The organism is Leptodesmis sp. (genome assembly GCF_052746595.1).
Genome location: NZ_JBRAGO010000063.1, coordinates 1 through 26,734, shown reverse-complemented (window position 1 = coordinate 26,734; position 26,734 = coordinate 1). Strand labels below are relative to the sequence as shown.

Annotated in this window: 22 protein-coding genes and 1 pseudogene; 13 read left to right on the top strand and 10 right to left on the bottom strand. The window is 47.7% G+C overall.

Annotated elements, in window-relative coordinates:
• Positions 1-846: 846 nt before the first annotated feature.
• Both ACUVQO_RS14545 and ACUVQO_RS14540 read left to right on the top strand, forming a co-directional pair.
• A complete protein-coding gene (locus tag ACUVQO_RS14545) occupies positions 847-918 on the top strand; it encodes a hypothetical protein (RefSeq protein WP_445926569.1) in 72 nt (23 codons plus the stop codon).
• A 6-nt stretch (positions 919-924) separates the two neighbouring features.
• Positions 925-1,065 (top strand): hypothetical protein, encoded by a 141-nt coding sequence (locus tag ACUVQO_RS14540; RefSeq protein WP_445926566.1) that lies wholly within the window; start codon positions 925-927, stop codon positions 1,063-1,065.
• A 208-nt stretch (positions 1,066-1,273) separates the two neighbouring features.
• Here ACUVQO_RS14540 and ACUVQO_RS14535 read toward each other — a convergent pair whose 3' ends face one another.
• The 3 genes from ACUVQO_RS14535 to ACUVQO_RS14525 all read right to left on the bottom strand — a co-directional run bounded on the left by ACUVQO_RS14535 (position 1,274) and on the right by ACUVQO_RS14525 (position 2,754).
• Positions 1,274-1,663: a family 10 glycosylhydrolase gene (locus tag ACUVQO_RS14535; RefSeq protein WP_445926568.1), complete on the bottom strand. Its 390-nt coding sequence runs from the start codon at positions 1,661-1,663 to the stop codon at positions 1,274-1,276.
• A gap of 58 nt (positions 1,664-1,721) precedes the next feature.
• Positions 1,722-2,369 carry a family 10 glycosylhydrolase gene (locus ACUVQO_RS14530; protein ID WP_445926565.1) on the bottom strand — a complete coding sequence of 216 codons (648 nt, stop codon included), beginning with the start codon at positions 2,367-2,369 and terminating at the stop codon, positions 1,722-1,724.
• A gap of 103 nt (positions 2,370-2,472) precedes the next feature.
• Positions 2,473-2,754 carry a hypothetical protein gene (locus ACUVQO_RS14525; RefSeq protein WP_445926564.1) on the bottom strand — a complete coding sequence of 94 codons (282 nt, stop codon included), beginning with the start codon at positions 2,752-2,754 and terminating at the stop codon, positions 2,473-2,475.
• 189 nt (positions 2,755-2,943) lie between these two features.
• On the opposite strand from ACUVQO_RS14525, the gene ACUVQO_RS14520 reads away from it, so the two are divergent.
• Positions 2,944-3,990, top strand: a complete 1,047-nt coding sequence (locus ACUVQO_RS14520) for a zinc-dependent dehydrogenase (protein WP_445926563.1) — start codon at positions 2,944-2,946, stop codon at positions 3,988-3,990.
• Positions 3,991-3,999: 9 nt separating this feature from the next.
• Here the strand turns inward: ACUVQO_RS14520 and ACUVQO_RS14515 are convergent, their stop codons facing one another.
• Positions 4,000-4,707 (bottom strand): Mo-dependent nitrogenase C-terminal domain-containing protein, encoded by a 708-nt coding sequence (locus tag ACUVQO_RS14515; protein ID WP_445926562.1) that lies wholly within the window; start codon positions 4,705-4,707, stop codon positions 4,000-4,002.
• A 106-nt stretch (positions 4,708-4,813) separates the two neighbouring features.
• On the opposite strand from ACUVQO_RS14515, the gene ACUVQO_RS14510 reads away from it, so the two are divergent.
• The 4 genes from ACUVQO_RS14510 (at position 4,814) to ACUVQO_RS14495 (ending at position 9,277) form a co-directional block, all read left to right on the top strand.
• Positions 4,814-5,182, top strand: a complete 369-nt coding sequence (locus tag ACUVQO_RS14510) for an EamA family transporter (RefSeq protein WP_445926561.1) — start codon at positions 4,814-4,816, stop codon at positions 5,180-5,182.
• A gap of 217 nt (positions 5,183-5,399) precedes the next feature.
• The gene (locus ACUVQO_RS14505; protein WP_445926560.1) at positions 5,400-5,864 is read left to right on the top strand and encodes a Tex-like N-terminal domain-containing protein; all 465 of its coding nucleotides are present in this window, start codon (positions 5,400-5,402) and stop codon (positions 5,862-5,864) included.
• Entirely contained in the window at positions 5,861-7,672 is a 1,812-nt protein-coding gene (locus ACUVQO_RS14500; protein WP_445926559.1) for a helix-hairpin-helix domain-containing protein, read from the top strand. The genes ACUVQO_RS14505 and ACUVQO_RS14500 overlap by 4 nt, the downstream gene beginning before the upstream one ends.
• 252 nt (positions 7,673-7,924) lie before the next feature.
• Entirely contained in the window at positions 7,925-9,277 is a 1,353-nt protein-coding gene (locus ACUVQO_RS14495; RefSeq protein WP_445926558.1) for a hybrid sensor histidine kinase/response regulator, read from the top strand.
• Between the two features lie 91 nt (positions 9,278-9,368).
• Here ACUVQO_RS14495 and ACUVQO_RS14490 read toward each other — a convergent pair whose 3' ends face one another.
• Both ACUVQO_RS14490 and trhO read right to left on the bottom strand, forming a co-directional pair.
• Complete coding sequence (locus tag ACUVQO_RS14490) at positions 9,369-9,863, bottom strand: universal stress protein (RefSeq protein ID WP_445926557.1); 495 nt, start codon at positions 9,861-9,863, stop codon at positions 9,369-9,371.
• An 84-nt stretch (positions 9,864-9,947) separates the two neighbouring features.
• On the bottom strand, positions 9,948-10,892 hold the full coding sequence (trhO, locus tag ACUVQO_RS14485; RefSeq protein ID WP_445926556.1) for an oxygen-dependent tRNA uridine(34) hydroxylase TrhO: 945 nt from the start codon (positions 10,890-10,892) through the stop codon (positions 9,948-9,950).
• Between the two features lie 437 nt (positions 10,893-11,329).
• Between trhO and ACUVQO_RS14480 the strand changes: the two genes are divergently transcribed.
• The 3 genes from ACUVQO_RS14480 (at position 11,330) to ACUVQO_RS14470 (ending at position 16,520) form a co-directional block, all read left to right on the top strand.
• A complete protein-coding gene (locus ACUVQO_RS14480) occupies positions 11,330-11,722 on the top strand; it encodes a cysteine hydrolase family protein (protein ID WP_445926555.1) in 393 nt (130 codons plus the stop codon).
• Between the two features lie 169 nt (positions 11,723-11,891).
• Positions 11,892-13,340 (top strand): PAS domain-containing sensor histidine kinase, encoded by a 1,449-nt coding sequence (locus ACUVQO_RS14475; protein ID WP_445926554.1) that lies wholly within the window; start codon positions 11,892-11,894, stop codon positions 13,338-13,340.
• 306 nt (positions 13,341-13,646) lie between these two features.
• Complete coding sequence (locus ACUVQO_RS14470) at positions 13,647-16,520, top strand: carbamoyltransferase C-terminal domain-containing protein (RefSeq protein WP_445926553.1); 2,874 nt, start codon at positions 13,647-13,649, stop codon at positions 16,518-16,520.
• Positions 16,521-16,700: 180 nt separating this feature from the next.
• Here the strand turns inward: ACUVQO_RS14470 and mmsA are convergent.
• Positions 16,701-17,932: pseudogene (gene mmsA / locus ACUVQO_RS14465) on the bottom strand (CoA-acylating methylmalonate-semialdehyde dehydrogenase).
• A 672-nt stretch (positions 17,933-18,604) separates the two neighbouring features.
• Between mmsA and ACUVQO_RS14460 the strand changes: the two are divergent.
• The gene (locus ACUVQO_RS14460) at positions 18,605-19,360 is read left to right on the top strand and encodes a 7-cyano-7-deazaguanine synthase (protein WP_445926552.1); all 756 of its coding nucleotides are present in this window, start codon (positions 18,605-18,607) and stop codon (positions 19,358-19,360) included.
• A gap of 63 nt (positions 19,361-19,423) precedes the next feature.
• On the opposite strand, the gene hpxO is transcribed toward ACUVQO_RS14460, so the two are convergent.
• Complete coding sequence (hpxO, locus tag ACUVQO_RS14455; protein ID WP_445926551.1) at positions 19,424-20,587, bottom strand: FAD-dependent urate hydroxylase HpxO; 1,164 nt, start codon at positions 20,585-20,587, stop codon at positions 19,424-19,426.
• Between the two features lie 206 nt (positions 20,588-20,793).
• Here hpxO and ACUVQO_RS14450 point away from each other — a divergent pair, with 206 nt between their 5' ends.
• The gene (locus ACUVQO_RS14450) at positions 20,794-21,195 is read left to right on the top strand and encodes an aminotransferase class V-fold PLP-dependent enzyme (RefSeq protein WP_445926567.1); all 402 of its coding nucleotides are present in this window, start codon (positions 20,794-20,796) and stop codon (positions 21,193-21,195) included.
• Between the two features lie 46 nt (positions 21,196-21,241).
• Here ACUVQO_RS14450 and ACUVQO_RS14445 read toward each other — a convergent pair whose 3' ends face one another.
• Positions 21,242-21,742 carry a pentapeptide repeat-containing protein gene (locus ACUVQO_RS14445; RefSeq protein ID WP_445926550.1) on the bottom strand — a complete coding sequence of 167 codons (501 nt, stop codon included), beginning with the start codon at positions 21,740-21,742 and terminating at the stop codon, positions 21,242-21,244.
• A 57-nt stretch (positions 21,743-21,799) separates the two neighbouring features.
• Complete coding sequence (locus ACUVQO_RS14440) at positions 21,800-23,416, bottom strand: hypothetical protein (RefSeq protein WP_445926549.1); 1,617 nt, start codon at positions 23,414-23,416, stop codon at positions 21,800-21,802.
• A gap of 244 nt (positions 23,417-23,660) precedes the next feature.
• Between ACUVQO_RS14440 and ACUVQO_RS14435 the strand changes: the two genes are divergently transcribed.
• Entirely contained in the window at positions 23,661-26,438 is a 2,778-nt protein-coding gene (locus tag ACUVQO_RS14435; RefSeq protein WP_445926548.1) for a hypothetical protein, read from the top strand.
• Positions 26,439-26,734: the final 296 nt, after the last annotated feature.

Here is a 26,734-nt window from a genome sequence, read left to right as displayed (position 1 = left end):
GAGAGGGTGAGGTTTGGTTGTCTCTACTCTCTCACGGATTGCATAGATTCTTTAGGCTGCTGAATTCTCTGTGGAGACACAAGCGACAAAAGCTATCAGTTAGGTACGATCGCACGGAGCTATGAGGCTAAAACTACGAATCACTGGGAGAAGCGTGACAGATGCCAACAGACAAGACACTGACCGTTGATTATTCTCAGAGCAATTCGACTTCGCACCTGCTTCCACGTTTACCTGTTCTCACAAGTTACCAATCCAAATGGCAAGGAATTCAACTTGCTCACCATCATCAACCCGCTTGGGAGATTCCTGAACTGAGGGGATTTCAACACATTATTGTTGTTCCGAGGGTATACAATACTGTACAAGTAGAGTTCTTGTCAGAAGGGCGATTGCAGAATTTTCACTATCATTCTGATGACTATGCAAACCGTTGCATTGAAGTTTTTCCTGCCAATTTGCCATATAAAGTTTCATGGAATCAAGAGGCTAAATTTATTCACTGCTATCTTGAACCTACAGTCCTAGCTCATGTTCTCACGAAACAGTTAATCCCGATCGGGTTGAGTTGCTACTAGAACTACAGAGGAGCGATGCTCTAATTCATAGTCTCTGTTTGGCACTTAGAACAGCACTAACAGATGATGAACTTAATAGTTGCTTTTATGCAGAATCACTCACAGTTCTCTCTCTGCTCATTTGTTGTGCTATTACACTACACGCAAGCATCACATCAAGGAATATAATGGTGGATTACCAAAGAATAAACTTCAACAGGTAATCGATTATATTGATGCAAACTTGTGTAAAGACTTATCACTTACAACAATTGATACTAAGCTAGAGATGAGCCAGCATTACTTCTGGCACTTATTCAAACAATCTACAGGAATGACCCCTCGCAAGTATCTAATCTAACAGCGAGTGGAGCCTGCAAAAGAACTGCTTAAGCAATCAGAATTGACAGTTACAGAAATAGCTTTGGAGTGCGGATTTACCCATCAAAGTCATTTTGACAAATCGCTCATCAATGAGCAGTCGGGTCACCTTGACTTCGATGGCTAGCGCGATCGCTGACTCAATGGGATTAGATTGTCGATGCTCTATGTGTAGCAGGTATTTAGAGAATTGATATAAAGCTTTCAGTAACCTGCGTCGGCAGGTTTTCTCCGGATAGCCACGACTTCAGTCGCCAGGGTGATTTAAACCAAGTCCAGCTAGAGAACGGTCATTTTCCCATCAGAGAAACTCCGATTCTGGACTTGGACAAGGTTTAAATCAGTGAGGTGGGAAAAAGAGCCTGCAAATCGACTGGATTGCGGGCAACTTTTTCGGGAGATAGTTTCTCATAAAAAAGAGTCTCATAGAAAAAGCATGAAACCCCTGCAAATTGTTTCTGTCGGGCAGCTTGCACCTGTTCACGAATCTGGCTGAGGCTGACGGGACTAGAGCATAATCCTGTGAGTAGGCCGATCGCGGTTGGAATATGCGATCGCGCCTCTATGACTTCGGGCTTATCAACTTCAGCAACAAAAGCAGATAGGCCATTGCGGTAAACCTGTAACACTAATTCTTCTACAAATCCTACTTGTTCCCAGAACTGCCAATCAACAGCATAATTTTGTCGTGAAAATTTTAAAGGATTAGGAGAGAGAGCAAGCAGGCTTTTTCAGTTTTGACGACTTTAAAGATACGTTTCAACAGAGACGTAATCTTATCAGTTAGCCATAGCAATCGCTTTGGATCACGGGGGTTAAAGGCATAAGCTGATCTTGATTTTCCTGGCGATACAGCGCTCTGGTAAATGGGTCGTAGCCTAATTCCGCGGGTAAGCCAAAGTCATCATCCAATTGCACACCAGCAATGTCATAGCGAATTACTACATCTTTAATCAAATCGATGATAAATTGTTGCACTTCTGGATGAGCAGGATTCAACCAGACATTACCGTTCTGAATTAAATTACCCTGCTGATCGGCTGTAATCAGGTGACGGTTGCGAGTCACGATCGCAGCATTGGGAGGAGCCTTGAGGCCATATTCAAACCAGGGAATGACTCGAAAGTTAAGCGGTTTCGCCACTTCTGTCAGTTCAGCCAGCATATCCTGCTGGTCAAAATTGGGATTGGGGATGACGGCTGAGCCGATAAAGTCCTGAGCGATCGGGCTGGGATAGAAATATCCTAGCCTGCCAACTGTACCGAGCGATCGCGCTAGTTCAACGAAGCAGTGATTCCCTACACGAAAGGCATATCGCACCTCAAACGTTTGTCCAGTCGTGACGCTAACTTTGTCCTGCGTTGACAGGTTACTGGCTGACAGCGTTGCTCGCTTAAAAAACGTATTTTGAATAACCCTTAAAACTGGCATCGCGAGAGCAGAACAATAGAGAAGCCTTTTCAATAGCGATAGCCCATCATGGATCGGCACGATGAGCTACTGAAGGATAATTTGGGTTAACGCAGGGAAAGAATTATTCAGGTTGACGCACGGAAACCCGGTTAAGGGGCAGACTGAGAATACAACTGGCAGTTAATAGATAAGCAATGACCCCAGTGAGTTTGATACTCAGTATTACCGTTTCCCAATTGGGCGAAATGGCTTTTTGTAACCCAAAAGCTACGCAATAGACTAGCCAGTAGGTGAAGCCTATCAGCATTAACATCTGATCGGCTGCTTCAATGTCATTTTTCGCTGGGCTGTGGTCTGTCTTCAGCAACACAATGCCGCTGATGGCTGCCACGAAAGATGTCATAAGTAAATAATCATGCCAGGAGAAATTCATTATGGAGTCACCCAAGACGTTTCAGAAAAGCAAGTTTTTGAAGTGCATCCCAGTCTAAGGGATCCTCTACTTTTAGACATAGGAATCATTACAAAGAGCAATATTTCCAGGTACAGTTTTAACAATTGGTAATTTTCGCGGCGGAGGATCTTAAGAGTTATGAAAGCGCAGGTGTTTCGAGGAGTGAACCACCTCAGTTATGAAGAGGTGCCCTTGCCAGAGGTGCTAGCGGATGAAGTATTGGTGCAGGTACAGGTGGTGGGCTTATGCCAGTCAGATATTAAAAAAATTCGCTACCCGCTGTATGCCCCCCCCCGGATTTTCGGCCATGAAACCGCAGGTACGATCGCGGCTGTCGGGCCTGATGTGAAAGACTGGCAGGTGGGCGATCGCGTCGTTGTGCTGCATCACATTCCCTGTATGCACTGTGCCTACTGCCTAAACGATAACTTTTCCATGTGCGATGTTTATAAAAACATTACTACAACGGCAGGATTCGTCCCCAGTGGTGGTGGCTTTGCCGAGTATGTGAAGGTGCCAGGCCACATTGTTCGCAATGGTGGATTAATTCAAATTCCCGACTCCATTACCTTTGAGCAGGCCAGCTTTGTTGAACCCACTAATTGCTGTCTCAAAGCAGTCAAAAAAGCCCAGGTACAGCCCGGACAAACGGTACTGATTACGGGAGCAGGGCCGATCGGTCTGATGTTTATCATGCTGGTGAAGTATTTCGGAGCGCGGGCAATTGCCACCGACCTGCTCCCCAGTCGAATTGACAAAGCCCTGGCAGTCGGAGCCGACGCTGCCTTTGATGCCCGTGATCCAGATCTGGCTGCGAAAGTACATGGTTTGACTCAGGGGATGGGTGTGGATACCAGCCTGTTGGCCGTACCGAGCGAAAAAGCTTTCTTCCAGGCGCTGGACTGCACCCGCAAAGGTGGCAAGATTTTATTCTTCGCTGAATTTCCCGATGAGGTAGAAATTCCCATCAATCCCAACATTCTCTATCGCCGGGAAATTGACCTGATGGGCAGTTATAGTTCTTCCTACCGGGTGCAGGCACTCGCTGCTGATATTGTCTTCAACCGCCGGATCGATGTGGATGCCCTGATTAGCGATCGCTATCCCCTAAAAGACCTGGCCGCTGCTGTGGAACAAGCGATCGCCCCAACAGAAGATACCTACAAGATTTTGATTTATCCATAAAACGGCAAGTTACACCAATTCCGATACATCCTCCCCACACTTATCCGCTAAATAGGAGAGGGCACGGAACCGCAGTCCGACCATCTGATCATAAAGAGGATTGAGTTTGCATAAGGGGGGGATGTGAACCAACTTACGGCCAAATAGAGTAATATCTCGCTCGAATGGGCACTGGGATGGGATCATCTTGCACAGCAGACGGGCCACCTTGGGATCATGCACATCCATGTGGTCAAGCCATTCCCGTACTGGGTGCAGCACGTCTAGGTGTTCAGTTCCGGGAGCAGGGGCCAGCAGTTCGCTGGCGATCGCTGGTTCAGATCCATTAGTTGGCTGAGCCTCGGCCAGGTTCTGCAAGGTTGTTCGCAGCAATTGCAGGGCTTCGGGTTGTAGATCCAATGCCTGACAGTACTGATGCAGCAGGTCATCCTCCTTAGCAGAGTAATCTCCATCAGCGATCGCTACCATCACGGCCATTCTCAGAAAGTTTTCCGCCAATTTAGGGTCATGGCCTAAGCCATCTGCCAGTTCTGTCGGAGAAATCGACTCCAGAGCTGTTGCTTGCTCGTGCTCTTTCAGATCTTGATGGAGCAGGTTGGTAATCATGTCCTGTTCCTCTTTATCAAAGTGGCCATCTGCCCAGGCTAGAGAAACCAGTCCACGAATCCAAGCGGTTGTCTGTGTGTCGCCATAAGAAGGACTGATACTATCGCTCATTTCGTTCAAGTTGAATTATTCCCCGCTCCGATTTTATCCTGATTTCTTTGCGAAGTTAGTCATAAACTGGGAAACTGAATAAGTTCAAACTCATGCAGGATAACCCGTGACCTTTAGCGAATTTTGTCTATTTCTGGCTGCTGTGCTGACGGCTTCTGGAGGGCAGTTGTTGCTCAAGATGGGAGCCTTGAAGTTAGGGCGGGTTACTACCGGGAATGCGGTTAGCCATCTACTCAACATTCTGGTTACTCCAGAGTTATTAGCGGGTTTGGCACTGTATGGGATGAGTGCCTTTCTGTTTATTCTCGTCCTGACCCGTGTGAAATTAAGTGTTGCTGGGCCAGCCGTCTCCATTGGCTACGTTTTCTCAGTGCTGCTGGGTTACTTTATCTTCAAAGAATCCATCTCCGTCAAGCACTGGATTGGCTTAGGATTCATTATCTGCGGCGTAATTTTAGTGGTCAACAATAAATAGCTCTGCGGGTTAACGGTGCGGGGCAGTTTCTCTAATCCCTTAACTAATGCGCTTCAAAACCTGTAAAGCCCTCTAAAGGCTTGACTGGAGGTTAAAGGTGCAAATGTGGGAAGGCTGCATCTAGATTTGCCAGTTCTGCCGCCCTCAACTTTAGATTCACTGTAGCCAGATTTCCGGCCTCTTCCGCTATTGTAGAAAAGGCTTTAGAAGATGTGTCATGGTAAACATTCCTCAGTTGTTAGCGGATGAACTGTCGCTGAAACCGTTCCAGATTACGAATGCACTGGAACTGTTTACAGAAGGGGCAACGATTCCCTTTATTGCCCGATACCGCAAAGAGCGAACAGGGGAAATGACGGAAACTCAATTGCGGAACTTGTGCGATCGCCACACCTACCTGACCGAACTGGAGGAGCGCAAGCAGACCATTCTGGAAGTGATCGCGCAGCAGGGCAAGCTGACAGATGAGTTGAAAGCCAAAATTGAAGCCTGTTTGCAGAAGACGGAACTGGAAGATTTGTACTTGCCTTACCGTCCCAAGCGCCGTACTCGGGCCACAATCGCCCGTGAGAAAGGACTGGAACCACTGGCGGAGTTTATCAGGTCCTTAATACTCCGAACGCCACGTTTCAACCCCTGGAACCAGAAGCCAGCAAATATTTGTCAGCAGAGAAGGGCGTGAAGACTGTGGAGGAAGCCCTATCGGGTGCTGCAGATATTCTGGCTGAAGAAGTCGCCGATCGCGCCGAACTGCGGGCTTACTTACGAGATTTGCTGATGACATCGGGGCAACTAACATCACGGGTAAAAGCTGATTATCCCGAAGGTTCCACAAAGTTTGAAATGTACCGCAACTACCAGGCGAAAGTGCAGACGATCGCCCCTCACAATCTGCTGGCACTGTATCGGGGAGAAGCGGAAGGCATTTTAGAAGTAGAACTGGAGTTTGACGAAACAGCGGTTCTCGCTTATTTGGAATCCCAGGCACTTCGCACTAAGCATCCTGTAATGCGCAGCTTTTATCAGTCTATGCTGAAGGATGCCTTCAATCGATTGATGAAAAACTCCTTGATCAGCGAAGTCAGAGGAGCCAAAAAACAGGAAGCCGATATTGAATCAATCAAAACCTTTGAGGCCAATTTGCGGGAATTATTGCTGGCGGCTCCGGCAGGCATGAAACCGACGCTGGCGATCGATCCAGGCTTTCGCACGGGCTGCAAGGTATCCGTGCTGGATCAAACTGGAAAGTTTCTGGAATATCAAACGATCCTTCCTCATCAAGCTGCTGAACAGAGAACTAAAGCCACGCAAATTCTCAAGTACTTAATTGAAAAATATCAGATTGAGTTAATTGCAATTGGGAATGGCACTGCTGGACGAGAAACTGATGAATTTGTCCGAGAAGTCTTGAAGACTCTAGAACGTCAACCGATCGCTGTGATGGTGAATGAATCGGGTGCATCGGTTTACTCTGCTAGTCCGGTTGCGATCGCGGAATTTCCTGATCAGGATGTTACCGTTCGGGGAGCAATCAGTATTGGTCGTCGTCTGCAAGATCCATTGGCAGAACTGGCCAAGATCGATCCGAAATCGATTGGGGTAGGTCAGTATCAACATGATGTGGATCAAAAACTTCTTAAAAAGAAACTGGATGAAACCGTAGAAAGTTGTGTGAACTATGTCGGTGTAGACTTAAATACGGCATCCAAGGAGCTACTCACGTTTGTTTCTGGAATCACGCCCGCGATCGCGAACAACATTGTCACCTACCGTAATGAAAATGGGGCCTTTCGCAATCGACGACAGTTACTGAAAGTACCGAAGTTAGGACCAAAAGCTTTTGAACAGGCAGCAGGGTTTCTTCGCATTCGGAATGGAGACAATCCTTTGGACAACACTGCCGTTCACCCTGAAAGTTATCGAGTGGTAGAAGCGATCGCGGCAGATCTGCACCTCTCTCTGGATCAGGCCACCCAAATTGCCGAAGAACTCAAAAAAGTTGGGATCAAAAAATACGTCACTGAAACAGTTGGGGAACCAACCCTGCGCGATATCCTGGCGGAATTAGAGAAACCCGGTCGAGATCCACGGGCAGAATTTAAATACGCCACGTTTAGGAAAGGCGTAAAAGAAATCAGTAATTTACGAGTTGGCATGGAACTAGAAGGAATTGTCACCAATGTCGCCAATTTTGGAGCCTTTGTAGATATCGGTGTGCATCAGGATGGTCTGGTTCACGTTTCCCAACTGGCCGATCGCTTTGTCAGTGACCCCAAGCAAGTCGTCAAAGTGGGCCAAGTGGTGAAAGTGCGAGTCCTGGAAGTGAACGAAACCCTGAAACGAATCAGCTTTTCCATGCGATCGGGTGAGAAAGTGGCGAGTCAGGGCGGGGGCGATCGCAAACCCAAAGTGGCCCAACCTTCTTCGCAACCTCCTGCCAACACTGCCACCCTGGAAGACTTGCAGGCTAAATTTCGTAAGAAAAGGTAGCGTTTGAAAAGTATCCGGTGGTTAAACCCGCGACTACACCAACAAAGTCTGCCAACGTAGACTTAATAAAACCAAAGTTTCAGTAACCTGCATCAGCAGGTTTTCTTCGTATAGCCGCGACTTTAGTCGCTAGGGTGATTAGACGTAAGTCTATTGGGTTAATACCTTTCGGGCTAGAGAGATAGAGATTCCTCTAGACTACAGGGAATACTGAGAGAACCAATCTATCCATGCTGCCCTTACTCCCCAACTATGAATCCAGCCTTAGGGATGTCTACTTCCCCCACAACTAAACCATCTCAGGCCACTTCCTCTAGCAAAGGCCGTCCCATTACCGTATTGCTGGTAGATGACCAGGCCAGTATGAACGAGGTGATTCAATGTTTGCTGGCAACGGAGAGTGATATCACCTATCATTACTGTTCCACAGCAGATCAGGCACTCACTATGGCTATCGAAGTGGCCCCCACAGTGATTCTGCAAGATCTGATTATGCCCGGTGTAGATGGCATGGCCCTGGTAAAGCAGTTCCGGATCCAGGCGGCAACTCAAGATGTCCCGATCATCATGTTTTCCGCCAATGACGATCCTCAGACCAAAGCAGAAGCCTTTGCTGTGGGAGTGAATGATTATCTGGTGAAATTACCCGATCGCGTTGAATTGCTGGCGCGCATTCGCTATCACTCCCAGGCTTATCTCAGTCAGCAGGCCCACACCGCCGCATTGGTAGTTCAAGAGCAAGCTCAGGAGTTAGAGCAAATCCTGCAAGAACTGCGCCGCACCCAGGCACAACTGATTCAAACGGAAAAGCTTTCCAGTCTGGGTCAGATGCTGGCCGGAATTGCCCATGAAATTAATAATCCCGTAAATTTTATTTTTGGCAACCTGACTTATATCGAGAATTACGTAGGTGACCTGATGCGGCTTGTCCACGCTTATCAGGAACGCTATCCAGAACCCCAAGATGAAATTCAAACTTTACTGGAAGAGATTGATTACGAGTTTCTGACCCAGGATCTGGAAAAAATTCTGAACTCTACCCGGCTTGGGATCGAACGCATTATTCAGATTATCTTGTCTTTGCGGAATTTCTCCCGCCAGGATCAGGCAGAAATGAGGCTATCAAACATTCATGAAGGCATTGATAGTACACTGTTAATCCTGGGACATCGGATCAAGCAAGGCATAGAAATCATTAAGCAGTATGGCGAATTGCCTCCCATTGAGTGTTATCCGGCTCAGTTGAACCAGGTTTTTATGAATATTTTGAATAATGCGATCGATGCTCTGGAAGAAAATTCTACCTTATCGAATCCTCAGGACTCTGCCGCCACTGGCTGCGGTAAACAAATTTACATTCAAACCCAACGTCAGGATGAAAATAGGGTGGAAGTGAGAATTCGCGATACAGGTGTTGGGATTCCAGCCGATATTTTAGATCAATTATTCACCCCCTTCTTTACTACAAAACCCGTTGGGAAAGGAACGGGTTTAGGGCTTTCGATTTGCCAGCAAATTATTAAAAATCATCAAGGCTCCCTGCAGGTTGTTTCACAACCTGGACAGGGCACTGAATTTATCATTCAATTACTGATCAAGCATTGATTTCTAGAATCGCGCCGTACAGAATTTTTTGCGACAGAGGAGAATAGACAGAGGCCACCCTCAGTCCTTCCATCTAGGAAACAACTGTGAACTAGTTACGAGACGATGAGGGCTGAACTTTGGTATCCCTGGGAATAACCAGAATGGCACAGGGGGCATGATGCAACACATAGTTGCTGACACTATTGATCAGGTAGTCGTCCTGGTCAGTGAGACCCCGGCGACCCAATAGAATCAGATCAGCTCCCCACTTCTGAGCCATTTCACAGATCTGGTATCCAGGGTTGCCCGCAGGTAGCCCAATATCAGCACTAATTCCGGCATCGCACATAGCCATATGGCGAGTACGCAAAATTTCCAGGCAATGTTGTCGGGCGGTTTCCCACTGGTCAGTGCGACTGTTGTACCGATCGGGCGATCGCTCCAGTACACTTCCATAGACATCTAAGCACTCAACCTCCGCAGCAGACAGCACATGCATCAGCATTAATCGAGCATTGGTCATTTTTGCTATGGATAGAGCTTCCTCAAAGATATGGTCACCTTCGGCAGAGTCATCCATAGCCACTAAGATTCGGCTAAACATAAACCCTCTCCCTGTAGAATCCATTGAGTAAGACTCTACTCCTTATTTATACAAAAACAATTTGAGGAAGTTGTGAAGAACGGATTACTTGTTGCGTTTCTTTGCATATTCCAGTTGCCGCTGGCGTTCCTGTTGACGAGTGCGCTTCTCAGGCGTGAGAGTGTCAAAACAGTAAGGGCAGCTAATTCCTTCCTCATAATCATAAGAAGCTTTATCGGCCTCAGAAATGGGATGACCACAACTCCGGCACATTTCATAACTTCCTGGTTCTAGCCCATGTTGCACAGAAATTCGTTCATCAAAAACAAAACATTCCCCCTGCCACAAGCTTTCTTCCACAGGAACTTCTTCCAGATATTTCAGGATGCCGCCCTTCAGTTGATAAACCTCCTGGAAGCCCTGACTTTTCATGTAAGAAGAAGCTTTTTCGCAGCGAATCCCACCTGTACAAAACATGGCGATCTTTTTATGTTTAGCAGGATCTAAATGCTGCTGAACGTAGTCCGGAAACTCTCGAAAGGACTTGGTCTTGGGATTGATTGCTTTATGAAATGTACCGATACTAACTTCGTAGTCGTTACGAGTATCAATAAGTACGACTTCTGGATCGGAAATCATTTGATTCCACTCTTGCGGACTGACATAGATACCCACTTGTTGATTGGGATCTGCTTCTGGCCTACCCAGGGTGACAATCTCTTTTTTCAACTTTACTTTCAGCCGCTCAAAGGGCAATTCGTCTGCTAGCGACTCTTTATGTTCCAGGTCAGCTAAGCGTGGATCCGATTTCAGGAAGGCCAGTACGGAATGAATCGCCTCAGCAGACCCAGCGATCGTGCCATTTATTCCTTCCTCTGCCAGCAAAATTGTTCCTCTAATTCCGTGCGATCGACAAAACGTAAGAATTGGCTCTCGCTTTTCAGCGTAGTTGTCCAGACGAACAAACTTGTAGAAACTAGCGACGGTCAGGAGCATAGCAGAAAAATGGCTGATGAAACGTTGATCTATCTTCCAAGAATACTCCTCCACGCCCCAGTTAGTCCAAGATCTAATGTATCCAGGAATGGTAGCAGTTTCACTTGTATTCCGCTGAAAGGCTGAATTGTCTCTTAAAAAGGCCACAGGATTGCCTAAGTAAAGTCACATAAATGCTTTCCGTATTCTCCTACATCCAAAAAAATATCCGTGTTTCCACCAGTGGAGGAAAGCAGATACTTGGTTAAAAATAGATCAGGAACTGCGATCGTGCTTATTAGCTTCTAATCACTATTTCCAACTTTGGTCTATCGATTCATGAAACCAAAGCATATAGCCCTCGTCTTCATTAGCTATCAAAATGACTGCTTTTCACCAACTGGAATTCTACATGGAGTCATCGAAGAGTCCTCAAAAGTTACCAACGTTCTAGCCAATACCGTTCATCTCATTCAGTCATTCAGTGCCTTGCACCTATACTAGCTTTAATTGTGACAACTCCAATTTTCTTTACACCGAACTACGAAGAGTTGATTGATCCAATTGGTATCCTCAAAACCATTAAGGATGTGGGAGCATTTCAAGCAGGCACTCTAGGCTCAGAAATGATTAAAGAGCTAGAACCCTTTAAAGACAGGATTCTAGAGGTACCTAGCAAGCATGGATTTAATGCTTTCATTAATACCAATCTGGATAAGATCTTAAAGCAGCGAGGAATTACAAACATTGTCCTGGCAGGAGCTGTAACATCAATTTGCATTGATTCCACAGGCCGTGCTGCTCACGAGAAAGGATATCACGTCAAAATTCTTTCAGACTGTACTTCAGCTCGCACTGTCCTTAAGCAGGAGTTTTATTGTAGTGGCATTTTTCCTCTATGCTGAAGTAGTCACTCATTCAGAACTGCTTGAGTGTATGGAATTCCACTCCCTGGTGTAGAAAACTAGATGAGTTTAGCAGTCGATAATTCAGATAAAGATTGAGGATTATCTCAAGTTTTCCTACTTCAAGATGGATGGGCTTCTTCATAGTCATTAATGTGATTTCAAAATCATGGATACTAATTTTGCAGCCAACAATGAGTTACATACTCAGATCCAATATCGTTTGATCGAGCAGCTTTCAGAGTCTGAGCGACGTTACCGGGAACTGGTCGAGAATTTACGTGAAATTGTCTTTAAGTGCGATCGCAATGGCTATTTTACCTTCTTAAATAAAGCCTGGACGGCTACTCTGGGCTACGAAACAGCAGATTGTTTAAATCGCCCAATAGATGATTTTCTCCATGCTGAAGATCGTGAGATCTGGTTAAGTTTACTGACTCAGTTGAAAACAGATCAGGAAATTGAGTGTAAAGAGTTACGGTTCCATCACTGTACGGCTGAAATTATTTGGTTAGAGTTATCAGCCCGTTCTGAAAATCAGGGAGAAATTTCTGGTTCTTTAACCAATATTTCCGATCGCAAACGAGAACAGGCTGCTTTAAGAGAAGCCAATGAAGCTCTTCAACTACGAATTGAACAATTGTGCCGAGAAAATCTTGAACGCAGGCAGGCAGAAGCTACATTGATTCAACTATGCGCCCAACTGGAGCAAAAAATACAACAACTAGAAGCAACCTTAACTGAGCTAAAACAAACTCAGACTCGCTTGGTTCAGGCAGAAAAAATGTCGAGTTTAGGTCAATTAGTGGCTGGCATTGCCCATGAAATTAATAACCCCATTAATTTTATTCATGGCAATGTGACTTATGCCAATAAATATATCCAGGATTTGCTGAATTTGGTAGCTTTATATTGTCAATACTACCCTCAACCTCATCCTATCATTCAAGAGGAAATTGATCAAATTGACTTAGATTTTCTGATTCAAGATCTACCCAAATTAACAAATTCTTTGCAAGTAGGAACCGATCGCGTCCGACAAATTGTCCTCTCCCTGCGTAACTTTTCTCGTTTAGATGAAGCAGAGGTCAAAGAAGTCGATCTCCATGAAGGAATTGATAGTACTTTAATGATTTTGCAAAGCCGCTTGAAAGTAAAGGAAAATCGTCCTGCCATCCAAGTCATTAAAGAGTATGGCAAATTACCGCTAATTAAATGCTATGCAGGACAGCTGAATCAGGTCTTTATGAATCTGATTAGTAATGCGATCGATGCCCTGGAAGCCAAGGTGAACTTGTGGCGATCCTCTAATCCAGTTCCGGGTGCTCAGCTTCCTGATCTGCAGATTCAGATCCGGACAGAAGCCGTAGAAGAGAATTCTATTTCTATCTGGATTATTGACAATGGCACGGGAATGCCTGAAGTCGTTAGAGCACGAATATTTGAGCCTTTCTTTACCACTAAAGAAGTTGGTAGAGGTACAGGACTGGGGTTATCGATTAGCTACCAAATGATTGTAGAAAAGCATCGTGGTTCCCTGGAATGTTCATCAACAGTCGGAGAAGGAACTAAATTTTTAATTCAAATTCCGGTTTCACCTTCGCAGGCCAAAAGTTAGGCTACAACGGCTAAAGTTTATTCACTCAAATTCATTCAAGTACCAGGTTATCTGTTAAGTAATTTAGGGCATGAGCGTTCCGTGGCTATTGTGTGGGATGGTGAGGTTGTCGTAGCTATTGAGCAAGAACGGCTCGATCGCCAGAAGTACAGCCCCGGTTACTTACTACAAGCTCCTGGAATCGCTTTACAAATCTAGCTTCCCGCAGAAGCTATTTGTTACTATTTAGACACTTGCAATATTGGTATCACCAATTTAGCCACTATTACCGGAAACTTACCCAGACACGATTTTACACCGGATATTTTGCGTCGTGTTCTGCCGCCAGAACTGGCGGGCCGAGTCCAGCGTGTTCCCAGTCATCACCTGGCTCACGCCTATTCTACATATTGGAATTCTGGATTTGAGGAAGCCCTGACCCTGGCTGTCGATGCCACGGGTAGCACCATTGATCATCGCACTGAATCTTACACGCTCTACGAAGGGCGGGGACAATCCATTACTACGTTGCATAGTGAAGCGGTGACGGCTCATCTGGCTGGGCTTTCAACCCTGGGCTTTTTGTATGAATACATCACTCGTAAAGCAGGTTTTGTGACGCAGCTTAGCGATCGCGTCAAACACGCTGAATCCGGCAAACTCATGGGATTAGCCCCCTTTGGCCGGGAGCAACCGAACCTCCACCGATGGATCCATACCGTAGAAAATTCCTATAGCCTGAAAATCCCAGCCTATGACATCTTCCTGGAAGTGGCGGCTTTAGAGAAACTGTATGACAACGGTGAAGGTAAACCTTACTTGCGGCCTTATTTAGTCGATCTGGCTTACAAGGTGCAGAAGGAATTGGAGCAGGCACTCCAGCACATTGTCGGGCTGGCGATGAAACAGACCGGCCTGCGGAAGCTTTGCATTGCTGGAGGAGTAGGGTTAAACTCGGTCGCCAACTATGAGCTTTTGCAACAACTGCAATTGGATGACATTTTTATTTTTCCCGCTGCTGGAGATAGTGGCATTGCCGTCGGTTGCGCGTTGTGGGCTTATCATACGATCGAAGGAGGCCAGAAACGGGGGCGACTTACTCAAGCCACTCTTGGTCGCTCTTATGGTCAGGATCAGATTACTCAGGCATTACAACACTTTCAGGCGGACCTGTTGATTGAAGAACTCACCCCGGATGAATTGTTAGATCGCAGTGCTCTGGCTCTGGCTCGAGGTAACGTTGTCGCCCGGTTTGAGGGAGGCTCGGAATATGGCCCGCGTGCCCTGGGTCATCGATCGATCATGGCTGACCCAACCTTCAAACGCATGAAGGATATCTTGAATGCACGAGTCAAAGCTCCGGTCATTCCTTTGGAAGCAGTTTCTCAGGTGTTTAAACAGTCGGTGGCCGCGCCATTTATGCTGCTGGTGCCACCCATTAAGCCAGAGTTTCATGAGCAGATTCCAGCAGTTACCCATGTCGATAGCACAGGCCGGGTACAGACAGTAACAGAGGCCGAGAATCCTTATTTCTACTGCCTCTGTTACAAACTGGTCGAAGCGCGGCAAGGTCCGCCAGTATTACTCAACACCAGTTTTAATGTAGCTGGCCAACCGATCGTGGAAACTCCTTTTGAAGCGATTGCTACCTTCCTGAAAACCGATATTGATTATCTAGCGATCGAAAACTTCTGGATTGCCAAACGCCATGTTCCTGTTCGCAGCTATGAGGAGCACCTAGCAAAAGTTGGGGAGTGTTCCATGCCACACGGACTGCCTACAGAAATTCTTGCCGTCACTGAGTTGATGGCAAAGCTCGATCAAGCCTTGTTTTATGGCAAAACAGCAGATTGTCTCTGGTCGATGGAGGAGTTAAAGGCGCTCTCTGCCCAGGGTGCTCAATATAAAGAAACCAGCATTCTTTTCCCCAACACACCATTCTACAGTACATTACAAACCCAGCTTTCAGAGGATATTGTGTTACTCCTGGATCCTTTGGGTCGATCAACTCTCGTGGATTTGACGCAGCAAGCCCAGCCCACATCCTACAGTTTTTTTGAGGACGTTAAGTTACTGCTAGCGGTGCTGAATGCGCCCAAAAACTGGTTAGAGCAAATGCGCATGGAATTGCGCTTAACGCCCTTTGAATTTGAACAGCGGATGCAGTGGGCAACACAGCAACTCCGCACTTATCGCCTAGAGCCGCTATATGCCTATGGCAAACCGCTGCCTCCAGAGTCCGTCATTCCGGTTGCATCTACCCAAACCTTTGCACCTTTTGCCTACGAAGGGTTTTCTGCCCGTCATACCCTACGGCAGTTGCATCATTGCCTCAGTCAGGCTGGATATAGGGAAGCCAACATTTGCAACTTACTGCAGATTCCCTCTCAACAACATATTGAACCGACCTACCTGCCCTATTACGATCGCTATCTGCTCCTCCATACAGTTTTGGGCGATCTGATTCGGCTCTTTCTAGTGCGGGCAGCCCTGCCAGAAACCAGACTCCGGGAAATCTTTACGGACGACCTGTTTGCCGCCCTCTGTGGACTGGGAATGCTGATTCGTCGGGGGAATGCCTGGGCTTCTCGAGTAGATTTATTTGATGCGGTAGGTCTATATATTGCCACTGACCATCGCTACCTCTTATTAGAAGAAGACCAGTTGGATGAAGAGCCAGTGATGTACCTGGGCATGGATAGTATGGGTCTGGTACATACGGCTCCCCAAATTCCGGTTAGTCGAGTATTAGGTTTGTGTTGTGGGAGTGGCATTCAGGGATTAGTGGCCAGTCGTTATGCTCGCGAAGTTGTGGGAGTGGACATTAACCCATGGGCGATCCGTTTTGCTCGCTTCAATGCTCAACTGAATGGCATCAGTAATCCCAGTCGTCCCATTCACACTCAAGTACAGCAATACTTTCAGCAGCGTCAATTACTGGGAAGCCCCAACAGCGAAGAATATTGCCTGGCGCTCTCTCCAGATTTGCGCTTTTGTTTGGAGATGAATCCTGACCACGGCGACCGAGCAATTCAACTCTTCTCACCCACCAATCCTTACTTCACCACTTATCCCATTAGTGAACCCATGTATCGGTTGCTGCGGGATATTACCCAAATCAGGCCGCAATGGGCCATGTATGCTAATGCCAAGAATCAAAGCTGGCTTGAGGATTTAATCTACAAAGGAATCCTCACTTGACTCCGGAAGTTCCGGCTACGAATAATCGGAACTCCCGCATTGACGATCCCTCTCCTGGCGAAGGATTTAGCATTGGTGAATTGCAAACTAAGACTACCCCAACCTGTGTTTCCTCGTATTTGAGGTAGCCCTGTCAAGGGGATCAGAATTGGTGACTCTAATCCTGCCAGCGCTCTATCACTATTTTCGTCTGGGTAAAAACTCCACAGAATGGTGCCCCTGACCGTGCAAGTCGCCAAAGAAGCTATCTTTCCAGCCACTGAAGAGAAAGAATGCCATTGGTGCAGCTACACCAATGTTAATCCCAATATTTCCGGCCTCGCCTTCATAGCGAAATTTGCGAGCAGCGGCACCACTAGAGGTAAACAGACAGGCCATATTACCGTATTGCCCCCGGTTAATCAGCGCGATCGCATCCTCGATCGTCTCTAGATGAATCAGGTTCAGGACGGGGCCGAAAATTTCGGTCGTGGCAACTTCTCCCACAGGATCCACATTTTGCAAAATGGTGGGCCGAACAAAAAAGCCTGCTTCATATCCAGCATTTTAGGATTGCGGCCATCGACCAGAGCATTAGCCCCTTCATCCACTCCTTTTTGAATCAGGTCTTGAATCCGAGTTTTACTGGCCGAGGTAATCACTGGCCCCATTTGCACCCTCTCATCTAACCCATAGCCCACCTGACTGGATTGGGCGGCTTCTGCGATCGCCTCAGTAAACGTCTTTTGAGCGGCTCCTACCGTGATCGCGACCGAGGCCGCGAGACAGCGCTGTCCGGCACACCCAAAGGCACTATCCGCCATAATCCGAGTGGTCGTTTCTATATCGACATCGGGCAGGACAATCACAGGATTCTTGGCTCCTCCCTGGCACTGTGCCTGTTTACCATTGGCCGCTGCCCGACTGTAGACATACCTGGCTACTGGCGTAGAGCCGACGAAACTGATCGCCCGCACTTTGGGATGATCCAGCAAAGCATCTACTACCTCCTTCGCGCCATCCACCAGATTTAGCACCCCTGGTGGTAAGCCCGTTTGTTCGATTAAATGCATCACTTTTTGGAGCGTGAGCGGCACTTTTTCTGAAGGCTTGACAATACAGGTATTGCCGCAGGCGATCGCATAGGGCATGAACCAGAAGGGAATCATTCCCGGAAAATTAAACGGACAAATAATCCCAACCACTCCCGGTGGCTGCCGGATCATGAATTCATCAATTCCTCTGGCAATATCCTCCGAGTTGTAACCCTGCATCAAAGTAGGAATGCCACAGGCGACTTCCACATTTTCAATGGCGCGACGCATCTCCGCTTTGGATTCAGATAAAGTTTTGCCACACTCCAGGGTAATCGTCTCAGCCAGGTTGTCCAGGTTTTCTTCTAATAGAATTTTCAGCTTAAAGAGAAATTGGATGCGATCGCCTGCAGGTGTTTTTCTCCAGTTAACAAAGGCTTGATCAGCCGCCTAGATCGCTTGTTCCGTCTCAATAGCAGATGAAAGGGGAACTTTCGCTAAACATTCTACAGTTGCAGGATTAATGACTTGTAGAAAATCGATCGCATTAGAGGTACATCACTGACCATTGATATAGTTTTGCAGCACTGTAGATAGTCCCATCTAAACTTGCTCAATCACGGCTGTTTCTATTATCCAATTTGATGGTTTCTCCAGATTGATGGCAGCAAGCCAAGTAAGGAAAACCATTCGTAGAAACCTGCGTTTTCCGCAGATAAGAACAAATATCCGCAGATAAGCTGAGTATTTCCCCGGAAGCACCTTTTCTACAAGCAAATATTTAAGTTGTCAAAGCTTACACATCCGTTTGCAGAAGGATTTTCAAAGTTACTCACAGGATTTACAAAGTTTAGGCTTAACAGCCTAAACTGCGGTTGTCTTAGCGAATCAATCAATGGCAGACTACTAAATAAGAATATGCTGTGCTGCTGTCTGTGTATTTAAACCCTATCTAAGTTCAGAACCGGAGTTTCTCGGATTGGAAAACGACTGTTCTCTAGCTCGACATAGTTTAGTTCGACTTCTTGGATGACTTATCTCCTTGTTTGAATAAATCTAGTTGGGTTCACGATGCCTGTTTCTAAAGCGTTATGTATTCTCGATGGACGGCAGGCTTCTACAACTTGTGCAGTTTTGGCCTGTCAACAGTTTGAAGAGGTGTACGCCATTATCTATGAGGATGGATGCCAATCGCCAATGGCACTGGAAAGCGCAATAGCCGTCGCCGACTTTTTACCTTTAGTCAACTATGAAATTATTGATTTAGGAACCATATTTCAAAAGCCTGCTTTGTCAATGCCTAAAGAGCCTTTAGATCTAGGGTTTGCTTCCCGGGATTTAGGAAATGCAACAGAGGTTGTGTTCTCTGCAACCCGTCAGGTAACACTCTTAACCCTTGCCACTGAGCGAGCAGCTTTAAAGGGTATTCAAAATATTTTTATTGGCCTTTCGGAAACAGATTTTCCTGACCACTGGCAGAACCATCAGACTTACATCAGCTTATTAGCCAGAGTGTTGGGTGAAGCCCTATGGCGAGATCCAGATGCCCTGACCATTTATACACCGTTGCTGAATTTAACGCGGGCAGACATTGTGAAATTGGGCCTAAGTGTATTAGGCAACCGATTTCAAGCCATGTTTGAGCTAACCCATGACTGTGAGCAAGGAATTGAAGGAGGTTGCGGCCACTGTTATAGCTGCCTGACCCGCGATCGCGGCTTCCAGGAAGCGGACGTTGAAGACCCGATCTGGAAGTTTCGCACTACTGAGTCCTACAAAATCATTGAGCAAGCCTACCAGATTCTGCATGGAATTAGCTTGAATTAACCCTGATCCAAAGCCAGCATCTTTATTTTGCTAGTAAAAAATCTTGCCTCTATTGGACTTCGGTTAATTCAACGGGCCAGCCAGAATGGTTTTAGCAATCGCGGCCATGATGCCGGTTCCATCTTCTTGCTGCAGTTCTTGATACCAGTGCTGGGTTTTCTCCATGTCTTTGCCGTGAGTCATATCCGCCCGTTTGCGTGCCCGTAGAATAATATCTGCTACTCGCTCCTTGCGGGCTGCTTGATAACGGAGTAAAGCATCTGTGACACTCAAATTCGTGGTGGTCAGGTAGTTCGCTAAGATCCAGGCATCTTCCATCGCCTGACAACCCCCCTGGCCCAAATCAGGAGCTGTACCATGCGCCGCATCTCCCAACAATGCCACTCGCCCTTTCACCAGGGTTTGCAGGGGTTCAATATCGTGGATTTCAACCCGATTGGTTTTGTTGGGATCGAGCCGCTGGATCAGAGTTTGTACCGGATCTGCCCAACCTTTGAAGTGACCGGATAATTCTTCCCGATAGGTTTCTGGAGTACTTTCTATCCCTTTCGGCAAGGGTACATCCAGAAAGAAATAAAAACGATTGTCGGCGATCGGCATCAAGGAGGCTCGCTTGCCCTCGCCTACATATAATGTCCAACTTGTTTGAGGAGCAAGATCATCGCTGACAGGCACCAGCCCATTCCAGTTGACATAACCCACGTAGCACCGTTCCACGGAATGTCCCACCACATATTGCCGAATTGCGGAATGAGTACCATCGGCTCCTACGACCAGATCGCCCGTCGCTCGGTGGCCATTCTCAAAAATTGCTGTGGCGCTGGTTGCGTCTTGTTCTACCGCAATGCATTTGGCATTCAGTTGTACCCGATCTGGCCCCAATGCCTGTAACAGCATTGTCTGGAGGTCGGTTCGGGAGACTGGATAGGGCCGTTGACCAACCTGCTGAATCAATGGAGAGAGGCTGAAATCGGTCAGGAGTTCCCCCGTATGGCTGTAGTAGGCCATTCGCTCCATCTGCCCCCCAATGCTGGCAATTGCTTTACCCAATCCCAAACGGTTGAGTACCTTAACTCCATTTGACCAGAGAGAAATAGCCGCCCCAGCGGGACGCAGTTCACTCACCCGATCGTAAATCTCCACTGAGAACCCTGCCTGACGGAGCGCTAATCCAGTCGTTAATCCTCCCATTCCAGCTCCAATAACGATCGCCTTTAAATTTTCCATACGGTGTTCCTATCAAAAGGGTGAAACTGCGGGTCTAGAGTTAAGAATTTACAAAAGTTGTCTTTTAACGTAGAGAATTTATTGTACGAATGAGAGTGGCATTTAATTGTTCGGTCTGATTCGTTTTATACCAGTTTTTTTAACACTTGATTGAAGCTCTAACCCAACGGTTATGTTTAGATTCCATGACGCTTTAGACTCTAAAAATACCTCTTGCTAAGTTCTGTGCCATCTATCATCACACAGCACCCATTAACCTGTATTACGGCCTGCGGGAAGCGCTGTGCTTAATTGCGGAAGAGGGCTTAGCGAACTGCTGCCAACGGCACCAGAAAAATGTGGAATATCTCTGGGACAGGCTGGAAAGTATTGGCCTGACCATGCACGTTAAACAAGAGTTTCGTCTACCCACCCTGACCACCATGCGAGTTCCTGATGGGGTAGATGCTAAAGCGATCGCCCGTCAACTGCTCACGGAATACAATATTGAAGTGGGCGGTGGCTTAGGCGAACTGGCCGGAAAAGTCTGGCGAGTCGGCTTGACGGGCTACAACAGCCAGCCGGAGAATGTTGATCGGTTAGTCGATGCATTGCAGCAGGTGCTTTGATCGCGATGGTCTGTAGAGGCGGTTCGGCGAACCGTCTCTACTAAAATCATCCCTTACACCCCAAAGACTCACGAGTATCCACGCCTGTTACGGGATTCGTGCCGCTAGCCGTTTTGCAGAGTTCCAACACCTGGACGCGATCGAGGGTAGCATTACTAAAATCGGCTCCCGTTACATTGGTGCCCTTGAAATTGGATTTCAGCAGCATGGCGGAGGTGAGCACGGCATTGCTCAGGTTCGCGTTGGCAAAGTTGGTGATGTAAGCAATACCATCGCTGAAATCGGCCCCGCTGAGGTTGGCATTGGCTAAATTCGCTCCGTTAAACACGGCACCCCGCAGGTCAGCTTCAGTAAAGTTGGCATTTCTCAAATCCGCATCGCCAAACTCACTCCGGACTAAGTTCTGACCTGAGTAATCTTGGGCACTGGGCTGCAGATCATCGTAAGCTCGAATGGCTGCAGAACTAGCTGCATGAGCAGGAAACGCAGGAATGGCTGTGACTAACAGAAAAGCGATAAGAAGCCCAAGAAGTCGAAATATCCACATAAGTCACTGAAAGGGTGCGATCGCATTACGTTATTAAACTTAACATTTGCTGCCGCTCTAGTAGCTGGACATAATCATGCTGCTTACCAGATTAAACGTACTATCCAGGAAACTGATGCGATCGAGCACACTGGCAACGGTACGAGGCGGCTTGCTGATCAAGGTATCGAGCGCAATCAGGCGATTAAAATCAAGCTTTACTGGCTTGGGTAGAGGTGTGCTACCCGTGGGGCCATAAAACTTGACTCCGGCCAATTCCATCACCTTGATGAATTCCTGGGCCAGGATGCCATAGCCGATCGTGGTGGGGTGGATGCCATCCAGAGAAAACAACCCTCCCTGAATTCGCTGTCCGGTGGAGTTGGAAATAAAGAAGCGAGAATCGGGGACAGGAGACAGGGCTTGCAGTTCGGGTGGCAATCGGTATTGTCCTCCCACCTCATCCCACCAACTGGGACGGGCAGCCGGATCTTCCAGGTAACGGCGCACCGCAAGGCGATCGAGCAATCCGGCGGTTTCAAACAAATACCAGTCCCTGCCCTCCTTGCGAGCCTGCTTCACAGCATCAACAATGAAATCGTTGTACTGGTCAATAGCACTGTCGATCGCCCGCGCATCTGCCCCTGTCAGGTTCGGGTTTTTGTTTGGCTTAAAGTCTTTATTGCTGATCCAGGGAAGGGTGTAGTAAGGGAAGTAGCGCGATCCAGGGGCCAATTTATCTGCTACTCCACGGGCAAAGGGGGCGATCGTCACATGGGGTACTGTGCCAATGATCACATGACGAGCACGGATTTTTTTGATTTCTGCAACCACCCTGTCTAATTCGACCTTGAAGTGAATGGGTCGCCAGACGGTGTACTGATCATTGACCTCCATATCGTCGTAGCCGTCCGCCGTCCACTTGACTTTGAAGGTGAGGATACTGCCCAGTGCATTGTTAGCCCCAATCAACACAATCAGGGTTTCAATGCCATCCCCGCTCCCTGTCTCGGTAGTGCCTTCTGCCCCTAAAGCAGCCGCTGCTTCAAGAGGAGTTAGCGATCGACCGGAAGCATCCCTGGCCGAGTTCAGGACTCGGATCGCCGCCCGTTCGTTGTGATGTTCTACGACTTGCTTGAGAAAATCGTCTTTGGGGGGATTGGCATCCAGAACTTTCTGGCAGATAGCTGCCGTTCGTGATAGCGTATTGCGTAAGTCCCAGCCATACACGGCCAGATTGTGATTAATCTGCCGTTGCATCGGTGGGCGAGAGCCGTCTCCCCGTTCCCAATAATCCTCAACCTTATCTAAGTAATCCCGCAGAAATAAGAGGGTGGGTAGAATCTCTAGGACATCGACATTGCCACCAAAGCGCTGCTCTAATGCTCGCGCTAAATTCTCAATATTAAGTGGCAATCCATCCCCTGGCCCGTTATAGGTGGGATAGCGGAATGAAGGTTTCCAACCCAGGGCTTCAGCAATCATCACAGGGTAGGATAATCCGGTATTAAAGATGGCACCACTTTGAAACCCGTGGGTGAGGGAATCCCCAATGGTCACGAGGCGGTGGCGTGGGGTGCCAGTTTGATTGACAGATACCTGAATGCCAAGAGTCGGATCAGTGACGGGTTTGCGTGCTTCTGGCCGGATAATGACATCATCTGGAATGGGAGTGCTGGGAACTGAGTTAACCATCTAAACCTCCTCTGCCGGGGAAATGGGGACTTTTTCTTGACCCTGACGAAGTGACGATCGCAGGGGGCTGCACTTTAAGCGGCCTCGGTACAACCCTAACAAAAGCACAGCCAGTAAGCCCCCTTTAGAGAGAATTCGTTATGAACACTTCCTGGCTCAGTCGGGTTTGTTAACACGACTGATGTACAACACTCGTTGATAATGCTGCCAGAATGGAAGCGCAAAGATTGGGTTGTCTGCGCCTATGCTGCGGTTTATTGTGTTGCTATTGTTAACCCTCAGCCTGGTGCTGGGTTGTCGAGCGAACTCTTCACTGCCAACAGTAACAGAGTGGGAAACGGGGCAGTCTGAAACAAGGTTGGCGGTACAGACGCGGGCACGATCGCAACCCTTTATCTGGTGGGAGGCCGAACAGCCCAGTAAAACGAATTTTCCCCCAGCGCAGCAGAATCCATTTGCTCCTGCCAATGCCACGGAAGCGGCAGTCCTATCCAATCAGCAGTGGATTGGGGTAGAAGGTAAACGCTCTCAACCTCTGTTTCTGGAGTATCCGGTGCAGGTTTCGGAGGCGGGTTCTTATTTCTTCTATAGCCGTAAATTTTGGCAGCATGGCCCGTTTCGCTGGCGCTGGGATGATCAACCCTGGCAATTTGTCAGCGATTCGGTTTACCTGATGGATGAGGTCGGGATGCGTAAATTTGTGGGGGCCAACTGGGTCAGTCTGGGAAGAGTGAATTTAACGGCAGGCCCACACACTCTGCGCATCGAATTAACTCAAAATGATGGTGCAGCAGCGTTTGACTGTTTTGTGTTAACGTCTACGCCGTTCCATCCCCAGGGGAAGCTCAAGCCCAATCAGTACTACACGGCAACTATTCCAGATGGCTTCCTGTTTACCCCAGAAAGCGATTATTCCATCGCAGGCACTGGTTCGCGCCGTCTTGCTACTAGCCCAATTAATTTGCGATCGCTAAATGAAACCGTTGCTGGAGAAAAGGGCTGGATTCAGGTCAAAGGGGATACGTTTATCCATGCCAAAACGGGGCAAGCAGAACGCTTCTGGGCAATCAATGTCGGTGCTCAAGTGCTGCAAATGGATGACAGTATGATGCGATCGATGGCGCAGTTTTTTGCCAAACAGGGGGTGAATCTGGTACGAGTGCATGGGCCGCTCTGGTCAAAAGACTTGCAACCTCTGCCAACCTCGGAGGTGAACAAACTATTGACCTTCATCGCTGCGATGAAACAGGAAGGCATTTACACAGCACTCTCGATCTATTTCCCCGTCTGGCTGGAATTGCAGGATAATACTGCGTTCCCTGGTTATACCGGCCAGCATCCATTTTCCCTGCTTTTCTTCAATCCAGAGTTTCAAAAGCGGTACTACCGTTGGTGGCGTAGCTTGCTAACCACTCCAAATCCAGCAACTGGAAAGACACTACAGGAGGAGCCGGCTCTGGCAATGGTGGAGTTAGTCAATGAAGATTCTTATTTCTTCTGGACATTCAATCCCTACGAAACCATTCCTGCACCACAAATGAAAATTTTAGAGGAACAATTTTCCACCTGGCTAACCAAAAAGTATGGATCGCTGGAGAAAGCTCGTATCACTTGGAAACAGAGTAATCCGGGGGAATCATCTCAGGTGAAGGGGGATGGGCCAGATGGTTCCGTAGGGATTCTGTCTGCTGGAGACATTGCCGCGCAACGAGAAACTCAACGAGCCAGGGATACCGCCGCATTTCTGGCAGAAAGTCAGACTACTTTTTTTAAGCAGGCGATCGCTTACCTTCGTAATGATCTCAACTACAAGGGATTGATTTATGCCTCGAACTGGATTACTGCCGATGCTCAAAGGCTTGGTCCGTTGGATAAGTACACCAATACAGTCGCAGATTTCATGGATCGGCATGGTTACTTCAACGGCCCCCACGAAGGGCCAACGGCCAGCTATTCCCTAAGTTCCGGCGATACCTATGAGGATCGTTCGGCCCTCCTGTTTACTGACCCAACGAAGAAGCAGAAACAGGATTTCAGCCTGCCCATTATGGATGTTCGCTATAACAACCTGCCCTCCACGATTACGGAAATTAACTGGGCAATGCCAAACCGCTTCCGCGCCGATTTTCCCTTGCTGGCCGCTGCTTATGGACTGTTGCAGGGCACCGACGGCTTTTTCTTCTTCGCCACCAATCGGCCCGGATGGGAGGATTCGCTCGGTAAGTTCTCGATCGCCTCTCCAGTCGTAATTGGACAATTTCCAGCGACGGCTTTGATCTACCGCAAAGGCTTGTTACAACCGGGAATCCCCGTTGCAGACATTCCCCTCAAAACACAAGAGATCTTGAATCTGCACGGTGCGCCTCTGACGGCCCCGCAAAACCTGGATGAGTTTCGCGCTCAGGACATTCCACCCGGTCAGGAGTTACAAAGCGATCGCGTCAGTAGCATTGATCCGTTAGCATTTCTGGTGGGTCAGGTGAATCTGCAATTTACCCAGCAGGGTGGCACGGCTCGTCAGGTAGAGTTATCCAAATGGATCGATCGCAAGGCCAAAACCGTTCGCAGTTCCACCGATCAACTGCTGTGGGATTATCAACGAGGGATCGTCACTGTCAATGCACCTCAAGTCCAGGGCATCACAGGCTTTTTACGACAGGCCGGAGCACAAGAATTTCCACAAGTCCGCATTGATTCTGGAATGGATTACGGCACAGTGCTCCTGGTATCTCTGGATAATCAACCCCTGGCAACCTCTCACCGCATGTTGTTGCAAGTGATGTCGGAAGAACAAAACTTTGGTTGGAAAACATCCGGTACTCCCCGCAAAACAATTCAAAGGGTGGGTAGTAGTGCGATCGCGGTTCGTAATTTGACTGGCAAAATTTCCTTACTTCGACCTGATGCCCCAGTCCTCAACGTCATGGCTTTGGATTTCAACGGCTATCCAACGAGCAAAGTAGGAAAAGCCAATAATTTCCAATTGCAGCCCACAACATTTTATTACCTGATCGAAAGGTGATACTATCCCAAATCCCGGACTTAACCTGAAAATTTTCTGTTTAATCCCTTTTCAGATCTGAAGCCTTGTCGATGAGCCTAAATTGAGATTCAGCAGGAATACTGAACCTTAGCGTCAGTACAAAAGTGCTTTGTAATTCTTGATGCGATCGCCCTCCAAACACGCCTCACCCCCAATCTCCTGGGCGGTTTCGGGATGACTGATTGCCTTCCGCTACGGCCCTCACTAACACCAGTCCCACAGGGGTGCGTGTCACCTTCTTGGTAGGAAAATTAGGCTAGAGGAGAAGAATATCC

Coding starts and splice junctions, on each gene's coding strand:
- ACUVQO_RS14520 (WP_445926563.1), top strand. CDS start 2,944: ATGAAAGCGCAGGTGTTTCGAGGAGTGAACCACCTCAGTTATGAAGAG.
- ACUVQO_RS14475 (WP_445926554.1), top strand. CDS start 11,892: ATGGATACTAATTTTGCAGCCAACAATGAGTTACATACTCAGATCCAA.
- ACUVQO_RS14495 (WP_445926558.1), top strand. CDS start 7,925: ATGAATCCAGCCTTAGGGATGTCTACTTCCCCCACAACTAAACCATCT.
- ACUVQO_RS14440 (WP_445926549.1), bottom strand. CDS start 23,416: ATGGTTAACTCAGTTCCCAGCACTCCCATTCCAGATGATGTCATTATC.
- ACUVQO_RS14525 (WP_445926564.1), bottom strand. CDS start 2,754: ATGACATCTTTCGTGGCAGCCATCAGCGGCATTGTGTTGCTGAAGACA.
- ACUVQO_RS14490 (WP_445926557.1), bottom strand. CDS start 9,863: ATGTTTAGCCGAATCTTAGTGGCTATGGATGACTCTGCCGAAGGTGAC.
- ACUVQO_RS14515 (WP_445926562.1), bottom strand. CDS start 4,707: ATGAGCGATAGTATCAGTCCTTCTTATGGCGACACACAGACAACCGCT.
- hpxO (WP_445926551.1), bottom strand. CDS start 20,587: ATGGAAAATTTAAAGGCGATCGTTATTGGAGCTGGAATGGGAGGATTA.
- ACUVQO_RS14530 (WP_445926565.1), bottom strand. CDS start 2,369: ATGCCAGTTTTAAGGGTTATTCAAAATACGTTTTTTAAGCGAGCAACG.
- ACUVQO_RS14460 (WP_445926552.1), top strand. CDS start 18,605: ATGCCTGTTTCTAAAGCGTTATGTATTCTCGATGGACGGCAGGCTTCT.
- ACUVQO_RS14445 (WP_445926550.1), bottom strand. CDS start 21,742: ATGTGGATATTTCGACTTCTTGGGCTTCTTATCGCTTTTCTGTTAGTC.
- ACUVQO_RS14435 (WP_445926548.1), top strand. CDS start 23,661: ATGCTGCGGTTTATTGTGTTGCTATTGTTAACCCTCAGCCTGGTGCTG.
- ACUVQO_RS14505 (WP_445926560.1), top strand. CDS start 5,400: ATGGTAAACATTCCTCAGTTGTTAGCGGATGAACTGTCGCTGAAACCG.